Origin of the sequence: Hymenobacter aerilatus (genome assembly GCF_022921095.1) — a bacterium.
Classification (GTDB): Bacteria; Bacteroidota; Bacteroidia; order Cytophagales; family Hymenobacteraceae; genus Hymenobacter; species Hymenobacter aerilatus.
In genome coordinates this window covers 3,369,426-3,392,220 of sequence record NZ_CP095053.1, presented here as the reverse complement: position 1 = coordinate 3,392,220, position 22,795 = coordinate 3,369,426, and the positions used below count along the sequence as shown (strand labels likewise).

At 56.9% G+C, this 22,795-nt stretch carries 22 protein-coding genes; 12 read left to right on the top strand and 10 right to left on the bottom strand.

Annotation, left to right across the window (positions count from 1 at the left end):
• Nucleotides 1–117: 117 nt before the first annotated feature.
• Complete coding sequence (gene ade, locus MUN82_RS14170; protein WP_245091429.1) at nt 118–1,770, bottom strand: adenine deaminase; 1,653 nt, start codon at nt 1,768–1,770, stop codon at nt 118–120.
• A 420-nt stretch (nt 1,771–2,190) separates the two neighbouring features.
• Between ade and MUN82_RS14165 the strand changes: the two genes are divergently transcribed.
• The 8 genes from MUN82_RS14165 (at nt 2,191) to MUN82_RS14130 (ending at nt 8,020) form a co-directional block, all read left to right on the top strand.
• Nucleotides 2,191–2,796, top strand: a complete 606-nt coding sequence (locus MUN82_RS14165; RefSeq protein WP_245091427.1) for a hypothetical protein — start codon at nt 2,191–2,193, stop codon at nt 2,794–2,796.
• Between the two features lie 50 nt (nt 2,797–2,846).
• Nucleotides 2,847–3,242 carry a hypothetical protein gene (locus MUN82_RS14160; protein ID WP_245091425.1) on the top strand — a complete coding sequence of 132 codons (396 nt, stop codon included), beginning with the start codon at nt 2,847–2,849 and terminating at the stop codon, nt 3,240–3,242.
• A gap of 32 nt (nt 3,243–3,274) precedes the next feature.
• Entirely contained in the window at nt 3,275–3,988 is a 714-nt protein-coding gene (gene cmk / locus MUN82_RS14155; protein WP_245097575.1) for a (d)CMP kinase, read from the top strand.
• A gap of 66 nt (nt 3,989–4,054) precedes the next feature.
• On the top strand, nt 4,055–4,936 hold the full coding sequence (locus tag MUN82_RS14150; protein WP_245091423.1) for a 4-hydroxy-3-methylbut-2-enyl diphosphate reductase: 882 nt from the start codon (nt 4,055–4,057) through the stop codon (nt 4,934–4,936).
• Nucleotides 4,937–5,067: 131 nt separating this feature from the next.
• Nucleotides 5,068–5,667 (top strand): DUF502 domain-containing protein, encoded by a 600-nt coding sequence (locus MUN82_RS14145; RefSeq protein ID WP_245091421.1) that lies wholly within the window; start codon nt 5,068–5,070, stop codon nt 5,665–5,667.
• Nucleotides 5,668–5,729: 62 nt separating this feature from the next.
• Nucleotides 5,730–6,524, top strand: coding sequence for an alpha/beta fold hydrolase (locus MUN82_RS14140; protein ID WP_245091419.1), 795 nt, complete (start codon nt 5,730–5,732; stop codon nt 6,522–6,524).
• Between the two features lie 104 nt (nt 6,525–6,628).
• Nucleotides 6,629–7,309, top strand: coding sequence for a site-2 protease family protein (locus tag MUN82_RS14135; RefSeq protein ID WP_245091417.1), 681 nt, complete (start codon nt 6,629–6,631; stop codon nt 7,307–7,309).
• Between the two features lie 90 nt (nt 7,310–7,399).
• Complete coding sequence (locus tag MUN82_RS14130) at nt 7,400–8,020, top strand: MarC family protein (RefSeq protein WP_262922820.1); 621 nt, start codon at nt 7,400–7,402, stop codon at nt 8,018–8,020.
• Between the two features lie 6 nt (nt 8,021–8,026).
• On the opposite strand, the gene MUN82_RS14125 is transcribed toward MUN82_RS14130, so the two are convergent.
• From MUN82_RS14125 to MUN82_RS14105, 5 genes are all read right to left on the bottom strand, one after another.
• Nucleotides 8,027–8,902 carry a universal stress protein gene (locus MUN82_RS14125; protein ID WP_245091413.1) on the bottom strand — a complete coding sequence of 292 codons (876 nt, stop codon included), beginning with the start codon at nt 8,900–8,902 and terminating at the stop codon, nt 8,027–8,029.
• The gene (locus tag MUN82_RS14120; RefSeq protein ID WP_245091411.1) at nt 8,899–10,563 is read right to left on the bottom strand and encodes a BCCT family transporter; all 1,665 of its coding nucleotides are present in this window, start codon (nt 10,561–10,563) and stop codon (nt 8,899–8,901) included. Before MUN82_RS14120 ends, MUN82_RS14125 begins: the two co-directional genes overlap by 4 nt.
• A 114-nt stretch (nt 10,564–10,677) precedes the next feature.
• Nucleotides 10,678–10,845: a hypothetical protein gene (locus MUN82_RS14115; RefSeq protein WP_245091409.1), complete on the bottom strand. Its 168-nt coding sequence runs from the start codon at nt 10,843–10,845 to the stop codon at nt 10,678–10,680.
• 334 nt (nt 10,846–11,179) lie between these two features.
• Nucleotides 11,180–12,400 (bottom strand): MFS transporter, encoded by a 1,221-nt coding sequence (locus MUN82_RS14110; RefSeq protein ID WP_245091407.1) that lies wholly within the window; start codon nt 12,398–12,400, stop codon nt 11,180–11,182.
• A gap of 81 nt (nt 12,401–12,481) precedes the next feature.
• On the bottom strand, nt 12,482–13,399 hold the full coding sequence (locus MUN82_RS14105; RefSeq protein ID WP_245091405.1) for an AraC family transcriptional regulator: 918 nt from the start codon (nt 13,397–13,399) through the stop codon (nt 12,482–12,484).
• 178 nt (nt 13,400–13,577) lie between these two features.
• Between MUN82_RS14105 and MUN82_RS14100 the strand changes: the two genes are divergently transcribed.
• The 4 genes from MUN82_RS14100 to MUN82_RS14085 all read left to right on the top strand — a co-directional run bounded on the left by MUN82_RS14100 (nt 13,578) and on the right by MUN82_RS14085 (nt 17,102).
• On the top strand, nt 13,578–15,104 hold the full coding sequence (locus MUN82_RS14100) for an aldehyde dehydrogenase family protein (protein WP_245091403.1): 1,527 nt from the start codon (nt 13,578–13,580) through the stop codon (nt 15,102–15,104).
• 184 nt (nt 15,105–15,288) lie between these two features.
• The gene (locus MUN82_RS14095) at nt 15,289–15,636 is read left to right on the top strand and encodes a hypothetical protein (RefSeq protein WP_245091401.1); all 348 of its coding nucleotides are present in this window, start codon (nt 15,289–15,291) and stop codon (nt 15,634–15,636) included.
• Between the two features lie 27 nt (nt 15,637–15,663).
• Nucleotides 15,664–16,068 (top strand): DUF779 domain-containing protein, encoded by a 405-nt coding sequence (locus MUN82_RS14090; RefSeq protein ID WP_245091399.1) that lies wholly within the window; start codon nt 15,664–15,666, stop codon nt 16,066–16,068.
• Nucleotides 16,069–16,232: 164 nt separating this feature from the next.
• Entirely contained in the window at nt 16,233–17,102 is an 870-nt protein-coding gene (locus MUN82_RS14085) for a manganese catalase (RefSeq protein WP_245091397.1), read from the top strand.
• 91 nt (nt 17,103–17,193) lie between these two features.
• On the opposite strand, the gene MUN82_RS14080 is transcribed toward MUN82_RS14085, so the two are convergent.
• The 4 genes from MUN82_RS14080 to MUN82_RS14065 form a co-directional block, all read right to left on the bottom strand.
• The gene (locus MUN82_RS14080) at nt 17,194–17,649 is read right to left on the bottom strand and encodes a YybH family protein (protein WP_245091395.1); all 456 of its coding nucleotides are present in this window, start codon (nt 17,647–17,649) and stop codon (nt 17,194–17,196) included.
• An 80-nt stretch (nt 17,650–17,729) separates the two neighbouring features.
• Nucleotides 17,730–18,227 carry a YMGG-like glycine zipper-containing protein gene (locus MUN82_RS14075; protein ID WP_245091393.1) on the bottom strand — a complete coding sequence of 166 codons (498 nt, stop codon included), beginning with the start codon at nt 18,225–18,227 and terminating at the stop codon, nt 17,730–17,732.
• Nucleotides 18,228–18,429: 202 nt separating this feature from the next.
• The gene (locus MUN82_RS14070; protein ID WP_245091391.1) at nt 18,430–19,350 is read right to left on the bottom strand and encodes an alpha/beta hydrolase; all 921 of its coding nucleotides are present in this window, start codon (nt 19,348–19,350) and stop codon (nt 18,430–18,432) included.
• A gap of 143 nt (nt 19,351–19,493) precedes the next feature.
• Nucleotides 19,494–22,790, bottom strand: coding sequence for an efflux RND transporter permease subunit (locus MUN82_RS14065; RefSeq protein WP_245091389.1), 3,297 nt, complete (start codon nt 22,788–22,790; stop codon nt 19,494–19,496).
• Nucleotides 22,791–22,795 lie beyond the last annotated feature (5 nt).

Here is a 22,795-nt window from a genome sequence, read left to right as displayed (position 1 = left end):
GCGAAGGACCTTATTACACCAGAACGAGTCGTTTTTACGCTTGTCTTTCTTGTGTGAGAAGGTCCTTCGCTGCGCTCAGGATGACAGACGCTCTTTCTAATTGATACTTGCCTACCCTTACATTACTGCTTCCACAAACCGAAATGCCTCACCATCAAACAAGCCTTTGTCGCTCAGCTTCAGGCTGGGAATAACCAGCAACGCCATAAAGGAAAGCGTCATGAAGGGCGCTTGTAGGGTAGAGCCCAACTCCTTGGCTAGGGCATCTACGGCGGTATAGGCCGCGGCTACCGCGTAGCCATCCTGGTCCGACATGAGGCCCGCTACGGGTAGGGGCAGAAGCAATTCTTGGCCATCGGGCCCTACGGCGGCCAGACCGCCTTTCGCCTCCATCACCAGCTGCACAGCGCGGGCCAGGCTCTCGTCGTCGCAGCCAATGGCGGTGATGTTGTGCGAGTCGTGGCCCACGCTGCTGGCCAGGGCGCCGCGTTGCAGGCCAAAGCCTCTGATGAAGGCCACGGCGGGCGAAGCCGCAGCGTAGCGGTTCACTACTGTCAGCTTGAGCACATCTTGCGCCACGTCGGGGACCACCAGACCATTCTCAATGCGAGCGGGCACGTCGTGACGGGCAGTGATAAGCTGACCATCGAAGCACTCCATCACGCGCAGGGTAGGCTGGGGGGTAGGGGCCGACAACTGAAAGTCCTGCGCCTGCACCGGGTGCGCTATGAAGTTATTGACCACTTCTACCGGTACGGCTGAAATCAGCGTACGGCCGTTCTCGGCTACTAGCTCGCCGTTGAGGTAGGTTTGCTGAACGTTGAAATCCTGGAGATTATCCACCACAATGAAGTCGGCGGCATCGCCTTCGCGCAGTAAGCCTACGGGTAGGCGGTAATGCTCCACGGGGTTGCGGCAGGCCACGCGTAGCACCTTCAGTACCTCTTGGCCGCGCGCCACGGCCCGCTGCACCAGCTGGTTGATGTGGCCCAGCACCAGCGTATCGGGGTGCTTGTCGTCGGAGCAGAACATCATGTTTTCGTAGTGCTCGGGCAGCAGGTCGATGAGGGCTTCGAAGTTGCGGGCCGCCGAGCCCTCCCGAATCAATACCTTCATCCCGGCTTGCAGCTTATCCAGCGCCTCACCGGCCATAAAGCACTCGTGGTCGGTGCTGATGCCGGCCTGGATATAGCGCACGGCGTCGGCGCCAGTGAGGCCGGGCGCATGCCCGTCTACGGGGCGGTTATACTGCTGGGCCAGCCGAATTTTCTCCATCACATCGGCATCACGGTTGAGCACGCCGGGCCAATTCATCATCTCGGCCAAGTAGCCAATTTCGGGGTAGCGCTGAAATAGCTGCTCGATATCTGTGGCCGAAATAATGGCCCCAGCTGTTTCGAACGGCGTGGCTGGCACGCACGAGGGGGCCCCGAAGCAGAACTTAAACGGCACCTGCCGACCATTTTTTAGCATGTATTCCACGCCCTGCACGCCCAGCACGTTGCCAATCTCGTGCGGGTCCGATACGGTAGCCACTGTGCCGTGCACCACTGCCAGGCGGGCAAACTCCGAGGGCGCCAGCAGCGAGCTTTCCACGTGTACGTGGGCATCCACGAAGCCCGGCAGGGCGTAGGGTAGGGCCGGATTGGGCACAGTGCCCGTGGGCTCCAGGCGGCTAATACGACCTTCGGCCACGTGAATTATGGCAGGGTATATGGTGTTGGCAAATAAATCGACGACGTTGGCCGTGCGTGTGAAAGAGGAAGCCATAAGCAACAGAGTGGCAAAAAAGCCAACCCAATGGGCGGCTAGGTAAAGAACTTTATATTTGACTAAACTTCTTTAGGCGTGAAAAAGATTACAACTCTTGCGCTAGCAGCGCTACTCATGGGCACCGGCCTCCTGTCATCGGGCTGCGCCCACCGTTCTTCTCTGGCTAAAAAAACGGCGGCCTATAAGCATCGGTCGAAGGGTAAGATTCCGTGCCCGTGCGAGAGTAATTAGGGTTAATAAGTATTCTACAAGCCTCTCGTCATCCTGAGCGGAGCGAAGGACTTTTTCACGTTAGAACGAGTCGTTGTTACATCTGTCGTTCACACATGAGAAGGTCCTTCACTGCGCTCAGGATGACATATTTATATTTGACCGGAAAGCACTAGTCAATTTCTACTACATTACCCTTATCAACTGATGAAGCAAGCGCTACTTCCATTACTCTTTCTATCCCTACCCGCCGCTGCCCAACTCCGACCTCAAGAGCCGGCTCAGCGCACGATGTATCCGAACGTACTACCCGGCACCGTCTCCAACGTGCGGAATAGCCAGCCGATACGCTACCAAACCGCCGACCGCAAGTGGCACGACGGCCAGCTTCACCGGTTAAAGACCGAGCGCGTCTACCTCGTCAATGAGTACCAACAAGCTATTTCCTACCTGCCCACCGAGGTAATTCGTGTGGTGCTGCCCGATGCCACGTACGGTGGGGTAGGGCGCTTTTTTGCGCAGGAATTATTTGCAGGCAGTAAGCTGGGGCTATATCAATACCAGGATATGGAAGCGGGCTTTATCTGGCAGCTGTTGGGTACGCAGTGGTGGCTACGCCGCCCCGATGGAGCCGTTGTGAAGCTGCGTAGCGGCCGTGCCGCGTTCAGCCGGCAGATGCTGAGCGTGGTGGGCGATGATCCGGAGCTGGCCAAGCGCTTGCAAGCCCGTGCTTACCGCCGCCGCGATGCTGCGGCTATTTTGGAGCAATACCAGCAGTGGCAGCAGGCACAATCGGCAGCGCCCCGGCAATAAACTACCCCACGGAGCGGCCACTTCCGAGGAGCTTCGTACTTTTGTACGCCATGCCCGAAGCCGAATCGCCCCTTGCCTCCCTCCACCGTGCCGCCGAGGCGGTGCGTCAGCAGTTGCGCCTGAACGCCTACGATGTGGCCGCCGTGGAGCGTTTAGCTGCGTTTATCGAAGAGCAGCGCCCTACCATCAAGCCCGCTGAGCAGGAAGGTGTGGTAATGGCGCTGGGCTGTTTTCTGGGGCAGTGCCTAGTGCATACCTACCAGGGCGAGTGGGCTGCCGGCCTCGATAATACCACGGGGGTAGGCATCGGCGGCAAAAGTTTCTTCAACCCCTTCTACCGCGTGTCGCAGCAATTGGCGCACGGGTTGCCCGAGTCGGTGGCCGTATTTTTTGCGCAGGTGCCTATGCATCTGCAAGCTGCTCAACGTCGTAAAAACTGGATTTAGTGGATACCCTTCCTTCGCCTAGCCCCTTCGCCATGCGCCAGCTCGTTATTGCCATTGATGGTCACTCCTCCTGTGGCAAGAGTACCACGGCCAAGGCCGTAGCTGCCGAGCTAGGCTACGCGTACATCGACACTGGGGCCATGTATCGGGCCGTGACGCTCTACTTGCTGGAGCACAGCATTGCCTTCGACGACCTACCACATATAGAGGAGGCCCTGCACCAGATGCAGATTTCCTTTAAGCGCAACCGCAAAACTGGCCGCAACGAGCTGTGCCTCGATGGCAAAGTGCGCGAGGACGAAATTCGGCAAATGCGTATTTCCAACTCCGTAAGTGAGGTGTCGGTGATTCCGGCTGTGCGCCACGCCCTAGTGCGCCAGCAACAGCAAATGGGCCGTAAGCGCGGTATTGTGATGGATGGCCGCGACATTGGCACCACCGTGTTTCCCGATGCTGAGGTCAAGATTTTTATGACAGCCGATACCCACACCCGCGCCACACGCCGGCAGGAAGAGTTGGCTGTGAAAAACGAAGTAGTAGAGCTGGCCGACATCATCGACAACCTCGAAAAGCGCGACCACATCGACTCTACCCGCGCCGAAAGCCCCTTGCGCCGCGCCTCCGATGCCGTGCTGCTCGACACCTCGCACATGACCATCGACGAGCAAGTGGATTTTGTACTGGAACGTGTTTCGGCTGCATTGTTTGCCCCCGTGGCGGCTAGCAGTGAACGGAATGGCGGCTAAGCGGTTATACAAGTAAAATTGCGCAGCCGGTTGGCAATTGGCGCTCTGTTTGCAGAACGAAAAGCTATGAACATCACCATCGACAAAAATTCGGGCTACTGTTTCGGCGTTGAATTCGCCATTCAGATGGCCGAGGATGAACTGGCGCACGAGGAAACCCTGTATTGCCTGGGCGACATTGTGCACAATCGGATGGAGGTAGAACGTCTGCACGCCTTGGGGCTGCGCATCATCGACCGTGAGCAGCTAGGCACACTCCACGATTGTAAAGTGCTGATTCGGGCGCACGGCGAGCCGCCGGAAACCTACCAGCTGGCCATGCAGAACAACTTGGAGCTAATTGATGCCTCGTGCCCGGTGGTGCTGAAGCTGCAAAACCGCGTGAAGCACGCCTTCGACATCAGCAACCGCCAGCAAGGACAGATTGTCATCTATGGCCAGCCCGGCCACGCCGAAGTAGCCGGTTTGGCTGGCCAGACCGGCAACCAGGCCATCATCGTGATGAACGAGTCGGACTTGGATCAGGTAGACTTCTCGCGCCCCGTCACGCTGTTTAGCCAAACCACCAAGAGCACGGCCGGTTTCTACCACATGAAACAGGTAATTGAGGAGCGCATTGCCGCCGCTGGTGCCGACGTAGCCACCTTCGACGCTAACGACAGCATTTGCCGGCAGGTGAGCAACCGCGAGCCGGCTCTGGCTAAGTTTGCCACTCAGCACGACGTGATTGTGTTTGTGAGCGGCCGCAAAAGCTCCAATGGGAAGGCCCTGTTTGGGGTAGTGAACAAGACCAATCCACGCAGCTACTTCGTAGAAAACGAGACCGAATTGCAGGACGAGTGGTTTCACGAGGCACAATCGGTAGGGATTTGTGGTGCCACCAGCACACCCATGTGGTTGATGCAACAGGTTGCTGACCACATTGCCGAGATTGGAGAACTGGTGTAAGCTGCTTGTTAGCAATACTATGTAAAACAACTGCCCGGCTGGTACCCTACCAGCCGGGCAGTCGCGCTAATAGGGTAGGGGGTATGGCATGATTTGCGCCCTGCCTCCGGAGTACCTGCTGATTTTGTTGCATGCGTAACCTTGCGAATTACTTTCTGAGTGGGCTGCTGGTAGTGGCCCCCATTGCCCTCACGGTATACATTCTGATAGCCGCCTTCACTTGGCTCGACCACCTGTTTTACGTGGAAGGAGTACCGGGATTAGGACTAGTGCTGCTGGCCGTACTGATAACCAGTATCGGGTTTCTGGCCACTACTTTCCTGGTGCGGCCCTGGCTCACGATTACGCAACGAATGCTGCACCGCATGCCGCTGGTAGGCATCATCTACTCCAGCATTAAGGATCTGTTTGCTGCTTTTGTCGGTGATAACCAAAAGTTCAACCGGCCGGTGCTGGTGCGCACCAATTCTGAGCTGCCCGCTTATCGGATGGGCTTTGCGACCCAGGAAAATATTGTGGCCCTCGATCAGCCGCATCTGGTGGCAGTGTATTACCCGCACTCCTACAATTTCTCGGGCGAGCTGCAGTTGGTGCCCGTGGAGAGCATCACGTACCTAAATATCTCCAGCAGCGAGGCCATGAAGTTCATTGTATCGGGTGGGGTGTCTTCCATCCGGGGAGTGCCGCGCGAGTCGGAGCAAGAACGTCTTAACGATACCGGAGTAGGGTAAACGGGCACGTATTGACGCGTTGGAGTGTTCTAAAGAGCTATTTCCTCAGTAGAATACCGCAGTTGAAAACGACACTCCATTTCCAGCGCTACGGCTCCGGGCCGCGGGTAGTGCTGGCTTTTCACGGCTATGGGCAGGGGCACGGACACTGGCGCAGCCTAGTATCGGTGCTGGGTGAGCAGCGGGTGAGCGTGTACGCGTTCGACCTGTTCTACCACGGCCAAAGCTGCCTTAGCCGCACCGATGCCCCCCTTACCAAGCAACGCCTGGGCAACCTGCTGGCTGATTTCCTCCGCGAGCAGCAAATCGACAGCTTCGGCCTGCTGGCGTTCAGTATGGGCGCTAAGTTTGCCCTCACCGCAGCCGAGCGCTTCCCCGACAAGGTAGAGCAGCTCTGGCTGCTGGCGCCCGATGGCCTGCAGCGGCAACTCTGGTACACATTGGCTACCAGGCCACCCTTCATGCGCAACTTGCTGGGCCGCACCGTGCTGCGTCCGCAGCGCCTACTGGGGTTCATCGACTCGTTGCGGCAGCGGCGCCTGGTAGACGCCGGTCTGGTGCGCTTTGCCGAGTGGCAGCTGGATAGTCGCGAGAAACGCCTGCGCATCTATCGTAGCTGGGTAGGGTTTCGCGAGCTCACGTTTTCGCTGAAAGCCCTGGCCCGCCTGCTAAACCAGCGGCCTACCCCCGTCACGTTCTTTCTGGGCCGCCACGACCAGGTGATTCCGCACGCGGGCCTGCAGCGGTTTATTGCCTCCCTCACCAACGCCCGCACCGTGCTGCTCGACACCGGCCACGCCGGGCTGATTTATGAGGTGGCCGCCTATATGCGCCGCCATGCGGAAGTGCAATGGTGAGAGTGAGGGTAGGAAGAAAGTGACGCGAAGAGCCGCAAGCCATAGCGGCTGAACAACCAGAAAAGCGCGTAACTCCTTTTCGTTTATCCGTACACCATAAGGCTATGTTTGGAGTACATGATATCCCGAAGTTCTTCCTGGCCTTTTTTCTGGTGATGCCGATTATTTCGTTGTTGCACGAAACCGGGCACGTGTTCTTCGCCTGGCTGATGGGGGCTAAAAACATCAAAGTTACCGTGGGTTCCGGCAATGTGGTGTTTCGCTGGGGGGCGCTGGAGGTGCGCCAATATTACTTCTGGTACGGCCAATGCACGTTCGATAATCTAAGACGCAATCATCGTCTGGCGAATGCGCTCATCTTTGCGGGCGGCTCGTTGTTCAACGCCGCGGCGGCGGTAGCCGTGGTATACCTGATCGAACTAGATACGTTGGAAGAGGGTATGCTTACCTATCAGTTTACGTATTTCTCGCTGTACTACGTCTTCTTCGCGCTGCTGCCCATGCCCTACCCCGACGGGAATTTCAGCGACGGGAAGGTTATTCTGGATCTGATTCGCAACAGAGAGCGTACGGTAGAGAAGATATACTACGTGCACTGGAATGAGGAGAAAACGCAGTGGGAGGTGCTGAACTACAGTCGCGAGCTTGTCGAGGCCTTTGCCGATGAAGCGCAAGCCCTAGCGAAGGCGCACGAGGTAACTCAGCGCACCCGCCCCAGCCGCTTGCTGCGCACCAAAGACGGCCAGGATATAGAGGTGGCCAACTACCCCCGAGTACCGTTATAATAACGCTCTTGCTTGCTCGTACGCCATTATACAGCAGAAAATTCATCTTCTTGGTGCCGCCTACCAAAGACACTCACAAGCTATAAGCCGATGACAGCAGCTATAGTCAGCTTCCTAGTGATGCTAAACCCGTTTGCCCTGTTTCTGTACCTAAAACCGATTATGCAAGATCTTTCAGAAACTGATTTTCGGTCGGTATTTCTGAAAGCTAGCATTATCTCGTTCTGCATCTACCTTGTTTTCCTGCTGTTCGGCGACTTGGTCTTTCAGAAAGTCTTCAACATCAATTTTGAGTCGTTTCGGATATTCGGCGGCATCGTTCTCTTTTCCTTTGCCTACATTTTTATTGTGCAGGGGAAAAAGGCGTTCATTCAGATAAAAGGAGATTTGCACGATTTGGCTTCCGAAATCGCGCTGCCTTTCATGGTGGGGGCCGGCACCATCTCACTTACCGTTCTAATGTCGGAGCAGTTGCAACTGTGGCAGGGGGTAGTGGCCCTTGTTTTAATCATGGTCATCAACTATCTGATCATCATGGGGCTAAAGCAAATGCGCCGCACCATGCGCTCCAAGAATTTTCAGATAGCCTTCGACAAGATTATGGAACTGCTGCTGCGCATCAACGGGTTTTTTCTGGGCGCCATTGGGGTAGACATGATTACCACCGGTATCAGTCACTTGCTGCTGGCAGCCGGACGAGCGCAGCCATAATGCGGTCTACCCTATCACTTCCTCTGAGTAGACCAGCCACAGCGGAATAGATAAGTCCATGTTGTAGATTTCTTTCGGTACGCTGCCAAAGCGCAAAGAGAGTAGGGGGTTGCTTCCCTTCAGGCCCAGCACCAGCAGGTCGTAGTTTCCCTTGCCTAGGTGCAGGCGAATGCGCTCCGCTACACTTTTATTGGCCGCCCGCACCAGGGTATAGGGCACGCCAGCTGTTTCCTGGTGCTTGCGCTGCAAGGCGGCAAACCGCTCTTTCACAATTTCTTCTGCCTTCTTCACGGCCCTTTCTTCCGAGATAAGCGGAAAATACTGGGTAGGGAGCCGGTATACGTGCAGTATTTCCAACTGCAGCCCCAGATGACTAGCCAGGTTCTGGCTGAGCCGAAGGGCATGCACCGAGGTAGCCGAAAAATCCAGCGGCAGCAGCACCTTTTTGATCTGTACCGAAGCCGTTTCGGGGAAAACAAGCACGCTGCAAGGCAGCACCTGGAGCAGCTTGGTGCCGAGGGAGCCAGTGCTCTTGTGGCTCATTTTTTTGCCCAGTACAGCCAGCTTTATTCGGTAGCGCTTTACCAGATCAGCCAATAGTACCTCTGTGTTTGGCTCCTCGCCCACCAGTACCTCATACGCGACGGCATTGCCGAAGTGCTCGGCTATAATGTCGTTGATGTTGCCTTCTACCTCGCTGGCAAGATCCAGATTGCCAAACCATTGCCGGAAGTCGTCGCTTAGCTCGGCTACCTTAATGTTGTGCACAAAATACACCTTGCCTACCGGTAGACGCTCGCATAAGGAACGGGCAAAGTCCACCAGTTTTTCATCTATATCACTTAGGTCCAGGCAGACCATCATCGCGTCTATTGTAGTCATAGCGTCGCTGCAGTTGGTGGTGAGGGAGGAGCCGTTGTGGGTGGTGAGGCGTTTGCCTCCTGTTTCTGAACCCGCTTGGCCAGCATCTCCGATACTAGTTGCTGGTAGGCTTTCCGTTGCTGTGTGCTACGCAGCCTAGTTTCTTCTTCCAGCTCTTCGTTCAGCCCTTTGTAGAGGCTATAGCACATCACCAGCAGAATAATGTCGAAGGGAAGGCCTGTGATGATAACCGCCGTTTGCAGGGCCTGCAAGCCGCCGCCCAGCAGCAGCACCGCCGCAATGGCCCCACCAGCAAGTGCCCAGAAGATGCGCGTTGCCACCGAGGGGTCGGGTCGGCCGCCTGACGTGAGGCTGACGACCACCAGCGAGCCAGAATCTGAAGAGGTAACGAAAAAACCAATAACGAGCACAATGCCAATCACCGACAGCACTGTAGGGAAAGGCAACTGCTCGAAAAAGATGAACAGGGCCGTCGATACGTCGGTGGCTACGGCTTCGGCCACGGCCGTATTGCCGGCCAGCACTTCGCGCAGGGCGGTGCTGCCAAACACTGTCATCCACAAAAACGAAAGCAGGGTAGGAACAATCAGCACGGCCAGCACAAACTCCTTGATGGTGCGTCCCTTTGACACACGCGCGATGAATATGCCTACAAAGGGCGCCCACGATACCCACCAGGCCCAGTAAAACACTGTCCAGGTACCCTGCCAGTTACTGTCGCTGTACGCCTCATTCCAGAAGGATAGTTGCATAAAGTTCCCGATGTAGTAGCCGGTATTCTGCACGTAGGAGCCCAGAATAAACACAGTAGGTCCCAGTACCAGCACCGCCACCAGCACCAGGAGCGCAATCCAAACGTTCCACTCGCTAAGGATGCGCACGCCTTTGTCTACCCCCGACACGACCGATGCTGTAGTGACGCCCGTAATCAGTACAATGAGAATAACCTGTGTCGTGACGTCGTTGACGATGACCGGAAAAACGTGGTGTAGTCCTGCTGCCGCCTGCTTCACCCCCAGGCCTAGCGAGGTGGCCAGGCCGAAAAGGGTAGCAATGACCGCCAGAATGTCGATAACGTGGCCGCTGATGCCGTGAATTCGCTCGCCCAGGAAAGGGTAGAAGGCAGACCGGACCGTTAGAGGCAACTGGCGGTTGTACGTGAAGAAGGCCAGTGCCAGCCCTACCAGCGCGTAGATGGCCCAAGCGTGCAAGCCCCAGTGCAGGAACGTGAAGTTCATGGCCTGCCGGGCCGCCGCCGGTGTGCCCGGCTCTCCGAGTGGGGGCGTCTGAAAATGGTTGATCGGTTCTGCCACGCTCCAAAAGAGCAGACCAATGCCCATGCCCGTACTGAAAAGCATGGCAAACCATGACCCGGTGCTGAACTCCGGCCGAGCATCTTGGCCACCCAGCCGAATACCGCCAAATCGGCCGAAGGCCAGAAACAAACAATACGCTACAAAAATGTTCACGCTCAGAATGAACAGCCACCCCATATTGGACGTGACTAGTGTCTGAATCCGCGAGAAGAACACCTCGGCGTCCTTCTGGAAGATGAGCACCAATGTGATGCTGAGCACAAGTATCACGATGGACGGCCAGAACACCGGTCCATTGACTTCCAGCCCGAAAGATTTTTTCGTGTCACTCCTTACTTTGCTCATGTTCAGTGCTTCTTAGATCTAGAAACAATACCCCGTGTTGATGTCGAAGCGCAGGCGCTAGTCCGTGTTTTCGGGGGTATCCACGGCAAAGACATTTATTCACTCAAGCCCCAGTCAGGGGTGGTTGCAACCGACAGCCGCGTCGGTGTAGATGTACATCGGGCCGGCTGTAAACAACGCTCCAGTACGCTTGTGCGCGAATTCTCGAACCTGTTGGTCGCTGATGCGCTTTTGATAATAGCCGTAGTCGTTGTAGAACGTAATGCCTTGTAACAGGCGCATTTTCACCGGCAGGTGATAGGCTACGTTGGCAGTATACAGCTTGCTTTGGGAGGCTAATAATTTGCCCTATAAGCACCCATCTCAACGAAATTTATGTCCGTACCGTTGACCTATTTCGGATTAAAATAGTAGCACACGACCTGCAGCTTCAGATTCCAAGGGCTACACAAGAGCATGTACTCGTAGTGCACCATATTAGGTACCATTGCGCTTTGTGCTAATGTTGCACGCAAGCCTGCCTTGCACCCAGGCGCCGGAGCGGTTTAAGCAGGAACGAAGAGGCACCCCTCCTATCAGGATAATAGAATGAGGGTGGCCTGAAAAAATACGACAACTACCGGTTGTAGAAACGATTCACCAAGAAAGCAGACCCCACAAACACCAGTCCTACCCCGCACACGCCCAACCAGCCAAAAGCCGTCCAGGCCAGACCACCGGCGTAGGAGCCCAGGGAGGCGCCAATGAAGCAGGCCGTCATGTATACTGTATTGAGGCGGCTGCGGGCCTCGGGCACCAACGCAAACACCTGCGACTGATTAGAAATGTGCGTGAGCTGCTGCCCCACGTCGAGAACAACCACCCCAATAATCAGCCCGATGAGGTAGTACCCACCCAGCGCCAACAGCACATAGGCCCCCAGGAAAAGCAGAATACCAGCACCCAGCGCATACTGTGCGCCGCGCTTATCGGCTGATTTGCCGGCCAGCGGTGCCGCCAGCGCCCCCGATGCTCCAATCAGGCCAAACAGTCCGGCCGTGTCGCTATGGTAGCCGTAGGCCGGGCTTTCGAGGAAGAAGACGAGGGTAGTCCAGAACGCGCTGAAGCCGGCGAACATGCAGGCACCCACCAGCGCCGAGCGGCGCAGCAGCGGCTGCTCGCGGGTGAGGTTGCCCAGGGAGCGAAGCAAGTCTTTGTAGCTGCCACTGAACAGTGGCTGGTGCCGGGGCAGCATCAGAAGCAGAATGCCGCCGAGCACCACCATAGTAGCGGCAGCAGCCCAGAACATGGTGCGCCATCCAAAATGTGCTCCTACGTAGCCACTGATAGTGCGCGAGAGCAAGATGCCAATCAGCAGGCCGCTCATTACTTTGCCCACTACCCGGCCGCGCTCCTGGTCGTTGGCGAGGTGGGCTGCCAGGGGCATCAGCAACTGCGGCACCGAAGAAAATATGCCAGTAAGTAAGCTGGCAAACAGTAGTATACCAAAGGTAGGCGCCGTGGCCACCACCACCAGGCAGACCGCTGCTCCCAGCAGTTGCAGAATAATCAGTCGTTTCTGTTCTAGTTTGTCGCCAAGTGGCACCATAAACAGCAGACCGAGCGTGTAGCCAACTTGTGTAGCCGTGGCCACCAGACTGGCTCTTCCCTCCGTGATGCCAAACGCCGTACTAATCTCAACCAGCAGTGGCTGGTTGTAGTAGAGGTTGGCCACCACCAGTCCGCAGGTAATGGCCATGAGCCATACCAGTGCCGGGGCAATGGGCGGCTGGGTGGTAGGAACAGGCCGCTCGGAAGCAGCAACAGCAAGCGGCACAGCGGCCGGTGAAGTAGGCATAAGGCAACAGCAAAACGCACCCGAAAAGCCGGGCTAGGTGTACTAACCGCCGAATGCTGGTAATGGTTGTGACGGTGTGCCTCAGAGGCAGCGTTTGCGGTACGCACCCGGCGTGAGGCCTTCGGCCTGCTTGAACAACCGTTGGAAGTAGGCCGTGCTGGTAAAGCCTACCCGGTAGCACACATCGGCCACCGAGGTAAGGGGCTGACGCAGCAGGCGTTTGGCTTCGGCTAGGCGCTCCTGGTTGATGTACTCCACCGGTGTGATGCCCAGCTCCTGCCGAAACACCCGGAAAAACGTGGCCTTGCTCATGCAAGCCAGGTTGCTGAGCTTGTCGATGGTGAGCTTGTCGGCGAGGTGCTGCTTGATATACTGCACTACGGCTGCAAAGCGGTGAGAGGTAGCGTGCCGGGCATAGTTGTGGAAAAGCAACTGCCTGGCCTGGGTCTGCATCAGCCGCACCAGCATTTCTTGTATGGTGAAGTTGGCTAGCACGTCCTTCACGCGGCCCGTGTCGCGGGAGAGCTGCACGAGGCGCTCCAGGGTGCCAGTCAGCTCTGGTGAGTTGGTGAGGTGAGCGTGCTCGGTGGTATCCAGGTGCCAGGGTAGGTGGGCCTCAGCATGCGGGTATTCCTCGTTCAGCAGGTCTACGGTGTGCCGAATGGTATCAGTAGGGATGGCCACGGCTAGGCACTGGGTAGGGGCGTCCTCGGTGGCCTCCGGAAAGTCGATGACCATGGTCTGATCTTCACCCACCAGCACCGATTCGCCGGGCAGGTAGTCGAAGGCCGGGCGACCGGGCAGGTGCATGACTTTTTTGCCGCGCAGCATGGTGGTAAGTACTAAGTGGCCCATGCTCAGGGGCACCTGCTCGGCCACGCGGTGGGTTTCAAACACGTTCAGCTCAAAGGCATCGAGCGAGTATACCGTACGGTTTTCGACCAGCGTAGTGAGCTGCTCGCGGGTGTGAAGTGGGTGTGCTAGGGTAGGGTGGGGCATAGCAACGGGGCAAAAGGGTAGGGCGCAAGCAGAGCAGCCGAAGCAACAGCTTGCGGACAAGAGGTGGCAAGGCAACTTGCGACAATAGAACGCTTTACTGCGAGAATAGTACATCTTTTTCGGCAGAGTAAAAAGTAGCTTGCCATTATCCGAACACACTCTTAAAACTCCCGCTTGTATGGAAACGATGGAAAAAACCACCACGCTGGTGGAGCGCCCTACCTTCAAAGAACACTACGACAACTTCATTGGCGGCAAGTGGGTAGCGCCCACCAAAGGCCAGTATTTCGACAACCCGTCGCCCATTGATGGCAAGGCCTTTACCAAGGTGGCCCGCTCTACCAAAGAGGATGTAGAGCTGGCGCTGGATGCCGCCCACGAGGCTTTCAAAACCTGGAAACACGCGTCGGCCACCACGCGCAGCAACATGCTGCTGAAGATTGCCGACGTGATAGAGCAAAACTTGGAGCACTTGGCCGCTGTAGAAACCGTGGAAAACGGCAAAGCCATCCGCGAAACCCTCAACGCCGACCTACCCTTAGTCATCGACCACTTCCGCTACTTTGGCAGCGTGATTCGGGCTGAGGAGGGTAGCGCCACCGAGCTAAACGAAACCACGTTGTCGCTGAATATCAACGAGCCGCTGGGCGTGGTGGGACAAATCATTCCCTGGAACTTCCCGCTGCTGATGGCTACCTGGAAGCTGGCGCCCGCCCTGGCCGCCGGCTGCTGCGTGGTGATGAAACCCGCCGAGCAAACGCCCGCCAGCATTATGGTGCTCATGGAGTTGATTCAGGACCTGCTTCCGGCTGGGGTAGTAAACGTGGTGAACGGCTTCGGGCTGGAAGCCGGCAAGCCGTTGGCCTCGTCGCCGCGCATTCAGAAAGTATCGTTTACGGGCGAAACCACCACCGGCCGCCTCATCATGCAGTACGCCTCCGAGAACATCATTCCCGTAACGATGGAACTGGGCGGCAAGTCGCCGAATATCTTCTTTAAAAGCGTGCTGGATGCCGACGACGACTTCCTCGACAAAGCCATTGAAGGTGCCGTGATGTTTGCCCTGAACCAGGGCGAAATCTGCACGTGCCCCTCACGCATGCTGGTGCAGGAAGACATCTACGACGAATTCATTGCCCGCGTGATTGAGCGCGTGAAGGCCATCAAACTTGGCAACCCGCTCGATAAAGAAACCATGATGGGCGCTCAGGCCAGCAACGACCAGTTCGAAAAAATCCTGAGCTACCTGGAAATCGGGAAGGACGAAGGCGCCGAGGTGCTGACCGGTGGCGACGCCTACCAGCAGCAAGACGGCGCTCTGGCCGAGGGCTACTACATTCAGCCCACGGTGTTCCGAGGCCACAATAAGATGCGGATCTTCCAGGAGGAAATCTTTGGCCCGGTACTCTCCGTCACCACCTTCAAAACAGTAGACGAGGCCATTGAACTGGCCAACGACACACTCTATGGCCTCGGTGCCGGCGTCTGGACCCGCGACGCGCACGAGCTATACCAGGTGCCCCGCGCCATCCAGGCCGGCCGCGTGTGGGTGAACTGCTACCACGACTACCCCGCCGGCGCGCCCTTCGGCGGCTATAAAAAGTCGGGCTTTGGCCGCGAGAACCACAAGATGATGCTGGAGCACTACCGCCAAACCAAGAACATGCTCATTAGCTACAGCCAGCAGAAACTAGGGTTCTTCTAGCAATGGGTGAATAGGCAAAAACGTCTGTCATCCTGAGCTTGTGAAGGACCTTCTCACGCGAGAACGAATCGTTGTTATGTGAGAAGGTCCTTCGCAAGCTCAGGATGACAGACGTTTTTGAAAGTGAGCATCTTTTTCACAGCGAGTTGCGTCTCTGGTATATCCATCCAGTATATACTTCACTATGAAACGTTTACTCTTTATACTTGCTGCCTTCGGTATAGCTTCCGCTGCGCAGGCACAGCTGCTTCCAACGCCCCATCAGCAAAACCCCGACTGGACGCTTCAGAAAGTAGAGGCGCAAAATAGCGCAGGTATTGCCGCTGCGCCGCCGCCTGCTACCGATGCTATGCCGAATGCCATGCAAAAAAGCATTGCCAGTGCTGGTAACCACCGCCGCGTGTGGGACGCGCAGCGTCAGCTTGCATACGAGTGGATGAGCCGGCCCGATGAGATGGCACCCGATAAGCTGGTGTTAGTGCGTGAGCAGCGCACGGGCGCGGTCTACACGTATGCTCGCAAAGCAAAGTAGCATCTGTTTCAACCTGACTTCCTACCCATGCCATCCGACCCTACCCCTCGCGTCCTTATTACTTCTGCTGCCGAAGCTACTATTGACCTGCTACGCGACGAGCATGGCCCACTGATGTTTCATCAGAGTGGTGGGTGTTGCGACGGTTCCTCGCCCATGTGCTTTGCAGCGGGCGAGTTTCGGGTGGGGGCCAACGATGTGTGGCTGGGGCGTATTTACGGCTGCGACTTCTTTATGAGCGCAAGTCAGTTTGAGTACTGGAAACATACCCAGCTCACCGTGGATGTAGTGAAGGGTAGGGGCGCTAGCTTCTCACTGGAAATTCCGCTGGGCGTGCGATTTTTAATTCGCTCGCGCATGTTTACAGCAGAAGAAGCCGACAACCTCACGCCAGTGTTCGATGGCGACGAATACCCAAATGTTGCACCCTGAACCCGTATAAATACGGTAGCGGGGAATTTATACGGAGTCGGTAAGACCAAAATAGTGTTTCGAAAATCCGTATTTTCTGATTCGTTGTAGCAGGAGAGGGAGGCGTATAGAGATAGGGACGCAGCACGACTGTGACTCTATCCTCCACATCCTACACCTTTCGTATGTTCTACCACGATAAGAAAACCCAGTACAAAGTACGTGTTGAGAAGCCTAACCCAGCGTTTGCGCGCATGCTACAACAAGCCATCGGCGGCATTGAAGGCGAAATGCGCGTGTGCTTGCAGTACCTGTTTCAGGCGTGGAACGCCCGCGGCCCGGTAAAGTACCGCGATATGCTGCTAGACACTGGTACGGAGGAAATCTCGCACATTGAAATGCTGGCTACAGCCGTGGCACTCAATCTGGAAGGCGCTCCGCTGAGCGTGCAGGAATCGGCTATTAAGCAAGATGGCGTAGTTGGCGCAGTATTGGGCGGCATGAACCCGCGTCAATTTCTTTCAGCTGGTCTGGGTGCCTTGGCCTACGACGCAGAAGGCGTTCCATTTAGCGGAGCCTACGTGGTAGGCAGCGGCAATCTGATGGCCGACATGTACACCAACGTGGCTGCCGAAAGCACTGGCCGTGCCCTAGCTACCCGCCTTTGGGAAATCACCGACGACCCCGGCATGAAAGACATGCTGTCCTTCATGATTGCCCGCGACACCATGCACCAGCAGCAGTGGCTGGCTGTGATTGAGGAGCTAGGCGGCGCCAAAGGCCTACCCATTCCCAACTCCTTCCCGCAAAGCAAGGAAAACCAAGAGTTCAGCTACGCCTTCATCACACCCAACATCGACGGTACTGGCACGCCCGAAGGCCGCTGGACGCATGGCACCAGCATCGACGGCAACGGCCAGTTCTCGGTACTGAAAGCCCAGCCCTACGGCGACGAGCCCAAACTGGCGCCACCCGTACCCGAGGGCCACGCCCAAACGGAGCAAATGACTGTCTCAGATACCATCATTGGTAACGTGAAAGACGCTTTCAGCTAAACAACGTTGATCCACCCAACACAAAAGCCCCGCTACCTATAGGTAGCGGGGCTTTTGTGTTGGGTGGAAATAGACGCTCAATAAAAACTACCTATTTCACTTGCACGGGTAGTCCTTCGAGCTGGGCGTAGCCGAGCTTCCATTTATTGGCAGCATCCTTTTTCCAGAGTAGCATGTAGTTTCCTTCGCCTACCCCTGCCGGGCCGCCAGTCTCCTCGGGTAGCACCTCAGCCGTGAAAGTGCCCGCATCATAGGCAAGCTGCGTGTCGGCGCTGGAGCTGGCGGTATAGGTTTTGAGGTTGGCAATGGTACCAATGGTGGCTTTCACCCACTTATCAGATACTTCGGCTTTGCCTTTGAAATGGGTTTCGCCCTGCACAAACTGGACGTCATCGGCCAAAAGCGAATCAAGCTGCGCTGCGTTCTTGCTGTTCCAGGCACCAATAAACTGCTGATTGAGGCTTTGCACATTTGCAGTGTCGGGGGCTTTATCGGAAGAGCACGACGCCAGCGCGCCCCCGAGTAGCAGACCAAAAAGAATTCTCATAAAAAGTAGAAGGTAGGGAAGACAAAAAAGGCGGAAAGCACAAGCACTGGCCTGAGCTTTCCGAAGCAAACCAGTCCGAGTTACCAGCTCTTGCGACGATACTCAGAAGTGGGATAAGGCGTATCCCGCTCCCCGTACGTGGTATTCACCAGATAGCCATTGGCCAATACGGCGCCAGCCGCCGCTGGCTGAGCCGCCGAAGCCGAAGTAAGCGCCATAGCAGCGGGAGCAGCGGCCACCCCGCTGGGAGCAGAAGCCTTGCGCGCGGCAGCGGCACGAGCGGCGGCGGCGCGTTGGGCTGCTGCGCGGTTGGCTGCCGCAATGCGGGCACGCTCTTTCTGCTTGTTGTCGATGTGCTTGCCCACGGCATAGCCGGCGCCGGCGCCTACCACGCCCCCTACTACCCCACCTGCGGCCCGGTTGCGCTTATGAATCAGGGCGCCGCCCAAAGCACCCGCGCCCGCACCAATGATGGTGCCTTTGGCCTGCGTGCTGATTTTCTTCTGAGCATGAGCCTCGGGCCGCACTGCCGCAAATAAGAAGAGCACGAGCAAGAAGACATAACTGGCCTTTTTCATGATGGTAGATCGTTAAGGTGAGAAGTCAGTATTTGATTCTGACAAGTTTTTGCAAGCATTGTGCCATACCATTTTTATAGCTTATGTGGGCACAGAAGGCATATACGGCCCATACTGCTAACTGGATTTTTTTGTTTTATAAAAGCCAAAGTCCCCGGTAGCGGCTGCCGGGGACTTTGGATTGTAACAGGATAGTCTTTGCTTACCGGCTCAGCCAGCCATTAGCTGCCAGCCAGTTGCGCAGTCGTTCGGTCCAGTCATCCTGGGTGGTTTGGTTGTGCAGGCCGAAGCCGTGGCCGCCCTTGGGGTAGAGGTGCATTTCGGCGGGCACTTTGTGATGCGTAAGGGCCTGGTAGAATACTAGGCTGTTCAGCACGGGCACGGTCTTATCGTCTTGGGCGTGCACCAGGAAGGTAGGCGGCGTTTGGGCTGTCACGCGCAACTCGTTGGAATACAGATGCAGTTGCGCAGCCGACGCATTTTTACCCAGCAGGTTATCCCGCGAGCCCGCGTGCGCCAGGCTATCCGAGAAGCTGACCACCGGGTAGAGCAGCATCAGAAAATCGGGGCGCACCGAGGTAGCGCCGGCTTTGCTGTTCACGGGATGGGCGAAGTGCGTGCCGGCCGTGCTGGCTAGGTGGCCACCCGCCGAAAAGCCCATCAGCCCAATCCGGTTAGGGTTTACTCTGAACGCGGTGGCCTGCTCGCGCACCATCCGAATAGCTTGCTGGGCATCGAGCAGCGGAGCGGTAGTTTTGTCGGGCTGACTTTGGTCGTTGGGGAGGCGGTACTTCAGCACAAAGGCCGTCACGCCCATTTCGTTTAGGCGCTTGGCCACATTGTAGCCCTCGTGGTCGATGGAAAGGCGCGCGTAGCCTCCGCCGGGGCAAATGATAACCGCCGTGCCGGTGGCCTTATCGGCCGGAGCTAAGAACACCGTGAGGGTAGGCTGCACCACGTTGCTGATGCGCACGCCACCGTTAGCCAGCGTAATGCTCGTTTCCTTCACCTCACTGGGTTTAGAATCGGGAATATTTCCCTTGTAGAGCGGCAAAACCTGTTGGGCGCGGAGCATGGAAGCAGTGCCAAGTAGGAGCAAGGTAGTGAGAGCAAGGTGTTTCATCGGTTGCTAAGATACAGTGTCCTCTTGAACGCAGTGAAGGACCTCTTCGCGTAGAACGACAGCCGTGGCAACGACTTGTTTTTACGTGAAAAGGTCCTTCGCAAGCTCAGGATGACAGGAAATGAGCGGGAAAAGGCAATGAATTATGTGCCCAATTCCGGCGGCGTTTGCTCGTCGCGCTTCCGCTTTTCGGTTGCCTTGTCGTTCTGTTTGCCTTCTTCCGATGGGCCTTCAGGTGGCGTATTGGGCTCCTGTGAGCCGTGCTGGGCATGGCCGTGCTCCTCGGGGTTGTAGTCCTTCGACATCTCGGCCAGCTTTTCCTTGCCATAGGCCAGCTTGGTGATGTTCAGGAACAGCACTGGCACGGCAAAGATGGCCAGGAAAGTAGCCGCCAGCATACCGCCCGTCACGGTCCAGCCAATAGTCTGGCGTGATACGGCACCCGCGCCCGAGGCAAAGGCCAAGGGTAGCACACCTAATATAAAGGCCAGCGAAGTCATGATGATGGGGCGCAGGCGCAGCTCTACGGCTTCAATGGTGGCCTCCATCACCGGTACCCCACTATCCAGGCGCTCCTTGGCAAATTCCACAATCAGAATGGCGTTTTTGGCAGCCAGACCAATCAGCGTAATCAGACCAATCTGCGCGTACACGTTGTTGGTGAGGCGCGGAATAAGCGTGAGGGCCACAATGGCGCCAAACGCCCCCAGCGGCACCGACAGCAGCACCGAGAACGGTATCGACCAGCTCTCATACAGCGCCGCCAGCAGCAAAAACACAAACAAAATCGACAGGCCAAAGATGATGATGGTGCTGTTGCCGGCACTGATTTCCTCGCGGCTCAGACCCGAGAAGTCGAAGCCGTAGTCGGCGGGTAGGGTTTTGGCCGCTACTTCCTGCAAGGCCGCAATGGCCTGACCGGAGCTATAGCCCTCCTTGGCGTCGCCGTTAATTTCGGCCGAGCGGAACAGGTTGAAGTGCGAAATCAGCGGGGCGTTTTCTACCAGCTTGTAGGTGATAAGCGAGCTTAGCGGAACTTGTTGCCCCTGCGCGTTCTGCACATAGAAGCCATTCAGGTCGTCGATGTTCTGCCGGTAGGCGGTATCGGCCTGGGCCACTACCCGGAAGTTGCGGCCGTACTTGGTGAAGTCGTTGATGTAGGCCGAGCCCATGAACGTCGACATCGTGTTGAAGATGTTCGTGAGCGGCACGCCCAGCTTCTTGGCCTGCTCGCGGTTCACCGTAACCTGGTAGCCAGGGGTTTGGGCCGTGAAGAACGTATAGGCCCGCGCAATTTCGGGGCGCTGGTTGGCAGCGGCCACAAACTTGTTGATGTTGGCCTCAAACTCTTTGATATCAGTGCTAGCCTCCCGCTGCTCCAACTGGAAGCTGAAACCGCCCGTGTTGCCCAAGCCCGGAATAGCCGGTGGCGGCACCACCCGGATGTTGGCCCCCTTGATAGCCGCAAACTCTTTCTGCAGAGACTCCACTACCCCTTGCAGCTGCAAGGCTTTGTCTTTGCGCTCGTCCCAGGGCTTGAGCTGCACGAAGTAGGTACCGCTGCTGGGCTTAAAGGAGAAGTTCAACGCATTCAGGCCCGCAATGCCGGAGTAGTTGTTCACGGCCGGTGCTTTCTCCTTGAAAATTTTCGACATCTGCGCCATCACAGCGCGAGTACGTGCGCTGGCCGCGCCGGCCGGTAGCTCAATAGAAACATACAAGCGGCCTTCATCTTCGGTCGGGATAAACCCGCCGGGCTTGGCGCGGAACAGACCAAACGTGCCGGCATATACCAGCACCAGCAAAATAACCACTAGCGGCGTGAACTTCAGGCTGCGCTTTACGCCATTAGAGTAGGAATGCGTGACGCGGGCAAACCATTGGTTGAACTTATAGAACAGCTTATTGATGCCTTTGGCATCGGCATTCTGCTCCGAAGGCCGCATTAGCAAGGAGCACAGCGCCGGCGTGAGCGACAACGCAATGAAGGCCGACAGTACCACCGAAATGGCAATGGTGATGGCGAACTGCTGATACAAGCGTCCCACGATACCCGGAATAAAGCCTACCGGCACGAACACCGCTGCCAGGATCAGGGCAATGGCGATAACCGGGGCCGTAATGTCCTTCATGGCCTTCTCGGTGGCCTCGCGCGCTGAAAGCTTTTCCGTGTCGATGTAGTGCTGCACAGCCTCTACCACCACAATGGCATCATCCACCACAATACCAATCGCCAACACGAAGCCAAAGAGCGTGAGCGTGTTGATGGTGAAGCCCAGCGGAATGAACAGGATAAACGTGCCCACAATAGCTACCGGCACGGCCAGGATGGGGATGAGGGTAGCGCGCCAGCTTTGCAGGAACACGAATACCACCACCGTTACCAGCACCAGCGCTTCTGCCAGCGTATGCAGCACTTCCTCAATCGATACGCGCACCACCGTTACCGATTCAAACGGCACGCGGTAGGCCACGTCTGGCGGGAATTTTTTCGCTAGCTCTTCCAAGGCCTCGTTCACGCCGTCGGCGGTTTCCAGGGCGTTGCCGCCCGGTACCTGGTTCACCAGCAGCAGGGTAGCGGGCTGGCCGTTCACGGTGGCGGCGCGGGAGTAACTGAAGCTGCCCAGCTGAATGCGGGCAATATCACGCAGGTACACCAGGGAGCCGGTCTGTGGGTCGGTGCGAATAATCACGTCGCCAAACTGCTCCTCCGTACTCAGGCGACCATTCACGAAGATGGTATACTCAAACGCCTGCGAGCCATATTGCGGCGCCGAGCCCACCGAGCCCGCAGCCACCTGAATGTTCTGCTCGCGCAGGGCATTGGTCACATCCGTAGCCGTCAAGCCCAGCTGCGACATCTTATCGGGGTTCAGCCACACGCGCATCGAGAAGTCCTGCCCGATGCTGGTCACGTCGCCTACCCCCTTCACGCGCAATAGGGCGTCGCGCACGTAGATGTTGGTGTAGTTGTCGAGAAACTGCACGTTGTGCGTGCCCTTGGGCGAATACAGGCCCACTACCATCAGAATGGTGGGGTTACGCTTTTTCACCGTGAGGCCTAGGCGTTTCACCTCGTCGGGGAGCTGGGGCTGCGCCACGCTCACGCGGTTCTGCACGTCCAGGGTCGCAATGTCGATGTCGGTACCGATTTCGAACGTCACGTTCGACGACAGGTTGCCGTCGCTGGTGGCGTTGCTTTGCAGGTAGGCCATGCCGGGCGTACCGTTCACCTGCGTTTCGATGGGTGTCATCACCGTTTGCTCCACCGTGAGGGCATCGGCCCCCGTGAAGCTTCCCGAAATCTGCACCACCGGCGGCGAGATATTGGGATATTGACTGATGGGCAGGTTCAGAATGGCCAGCACCCCCACCAGCACAATCACGATGGACACCACAATGGCCGTGACGGGGCGCCGGATAAATACGTCTGATATCATAAAAG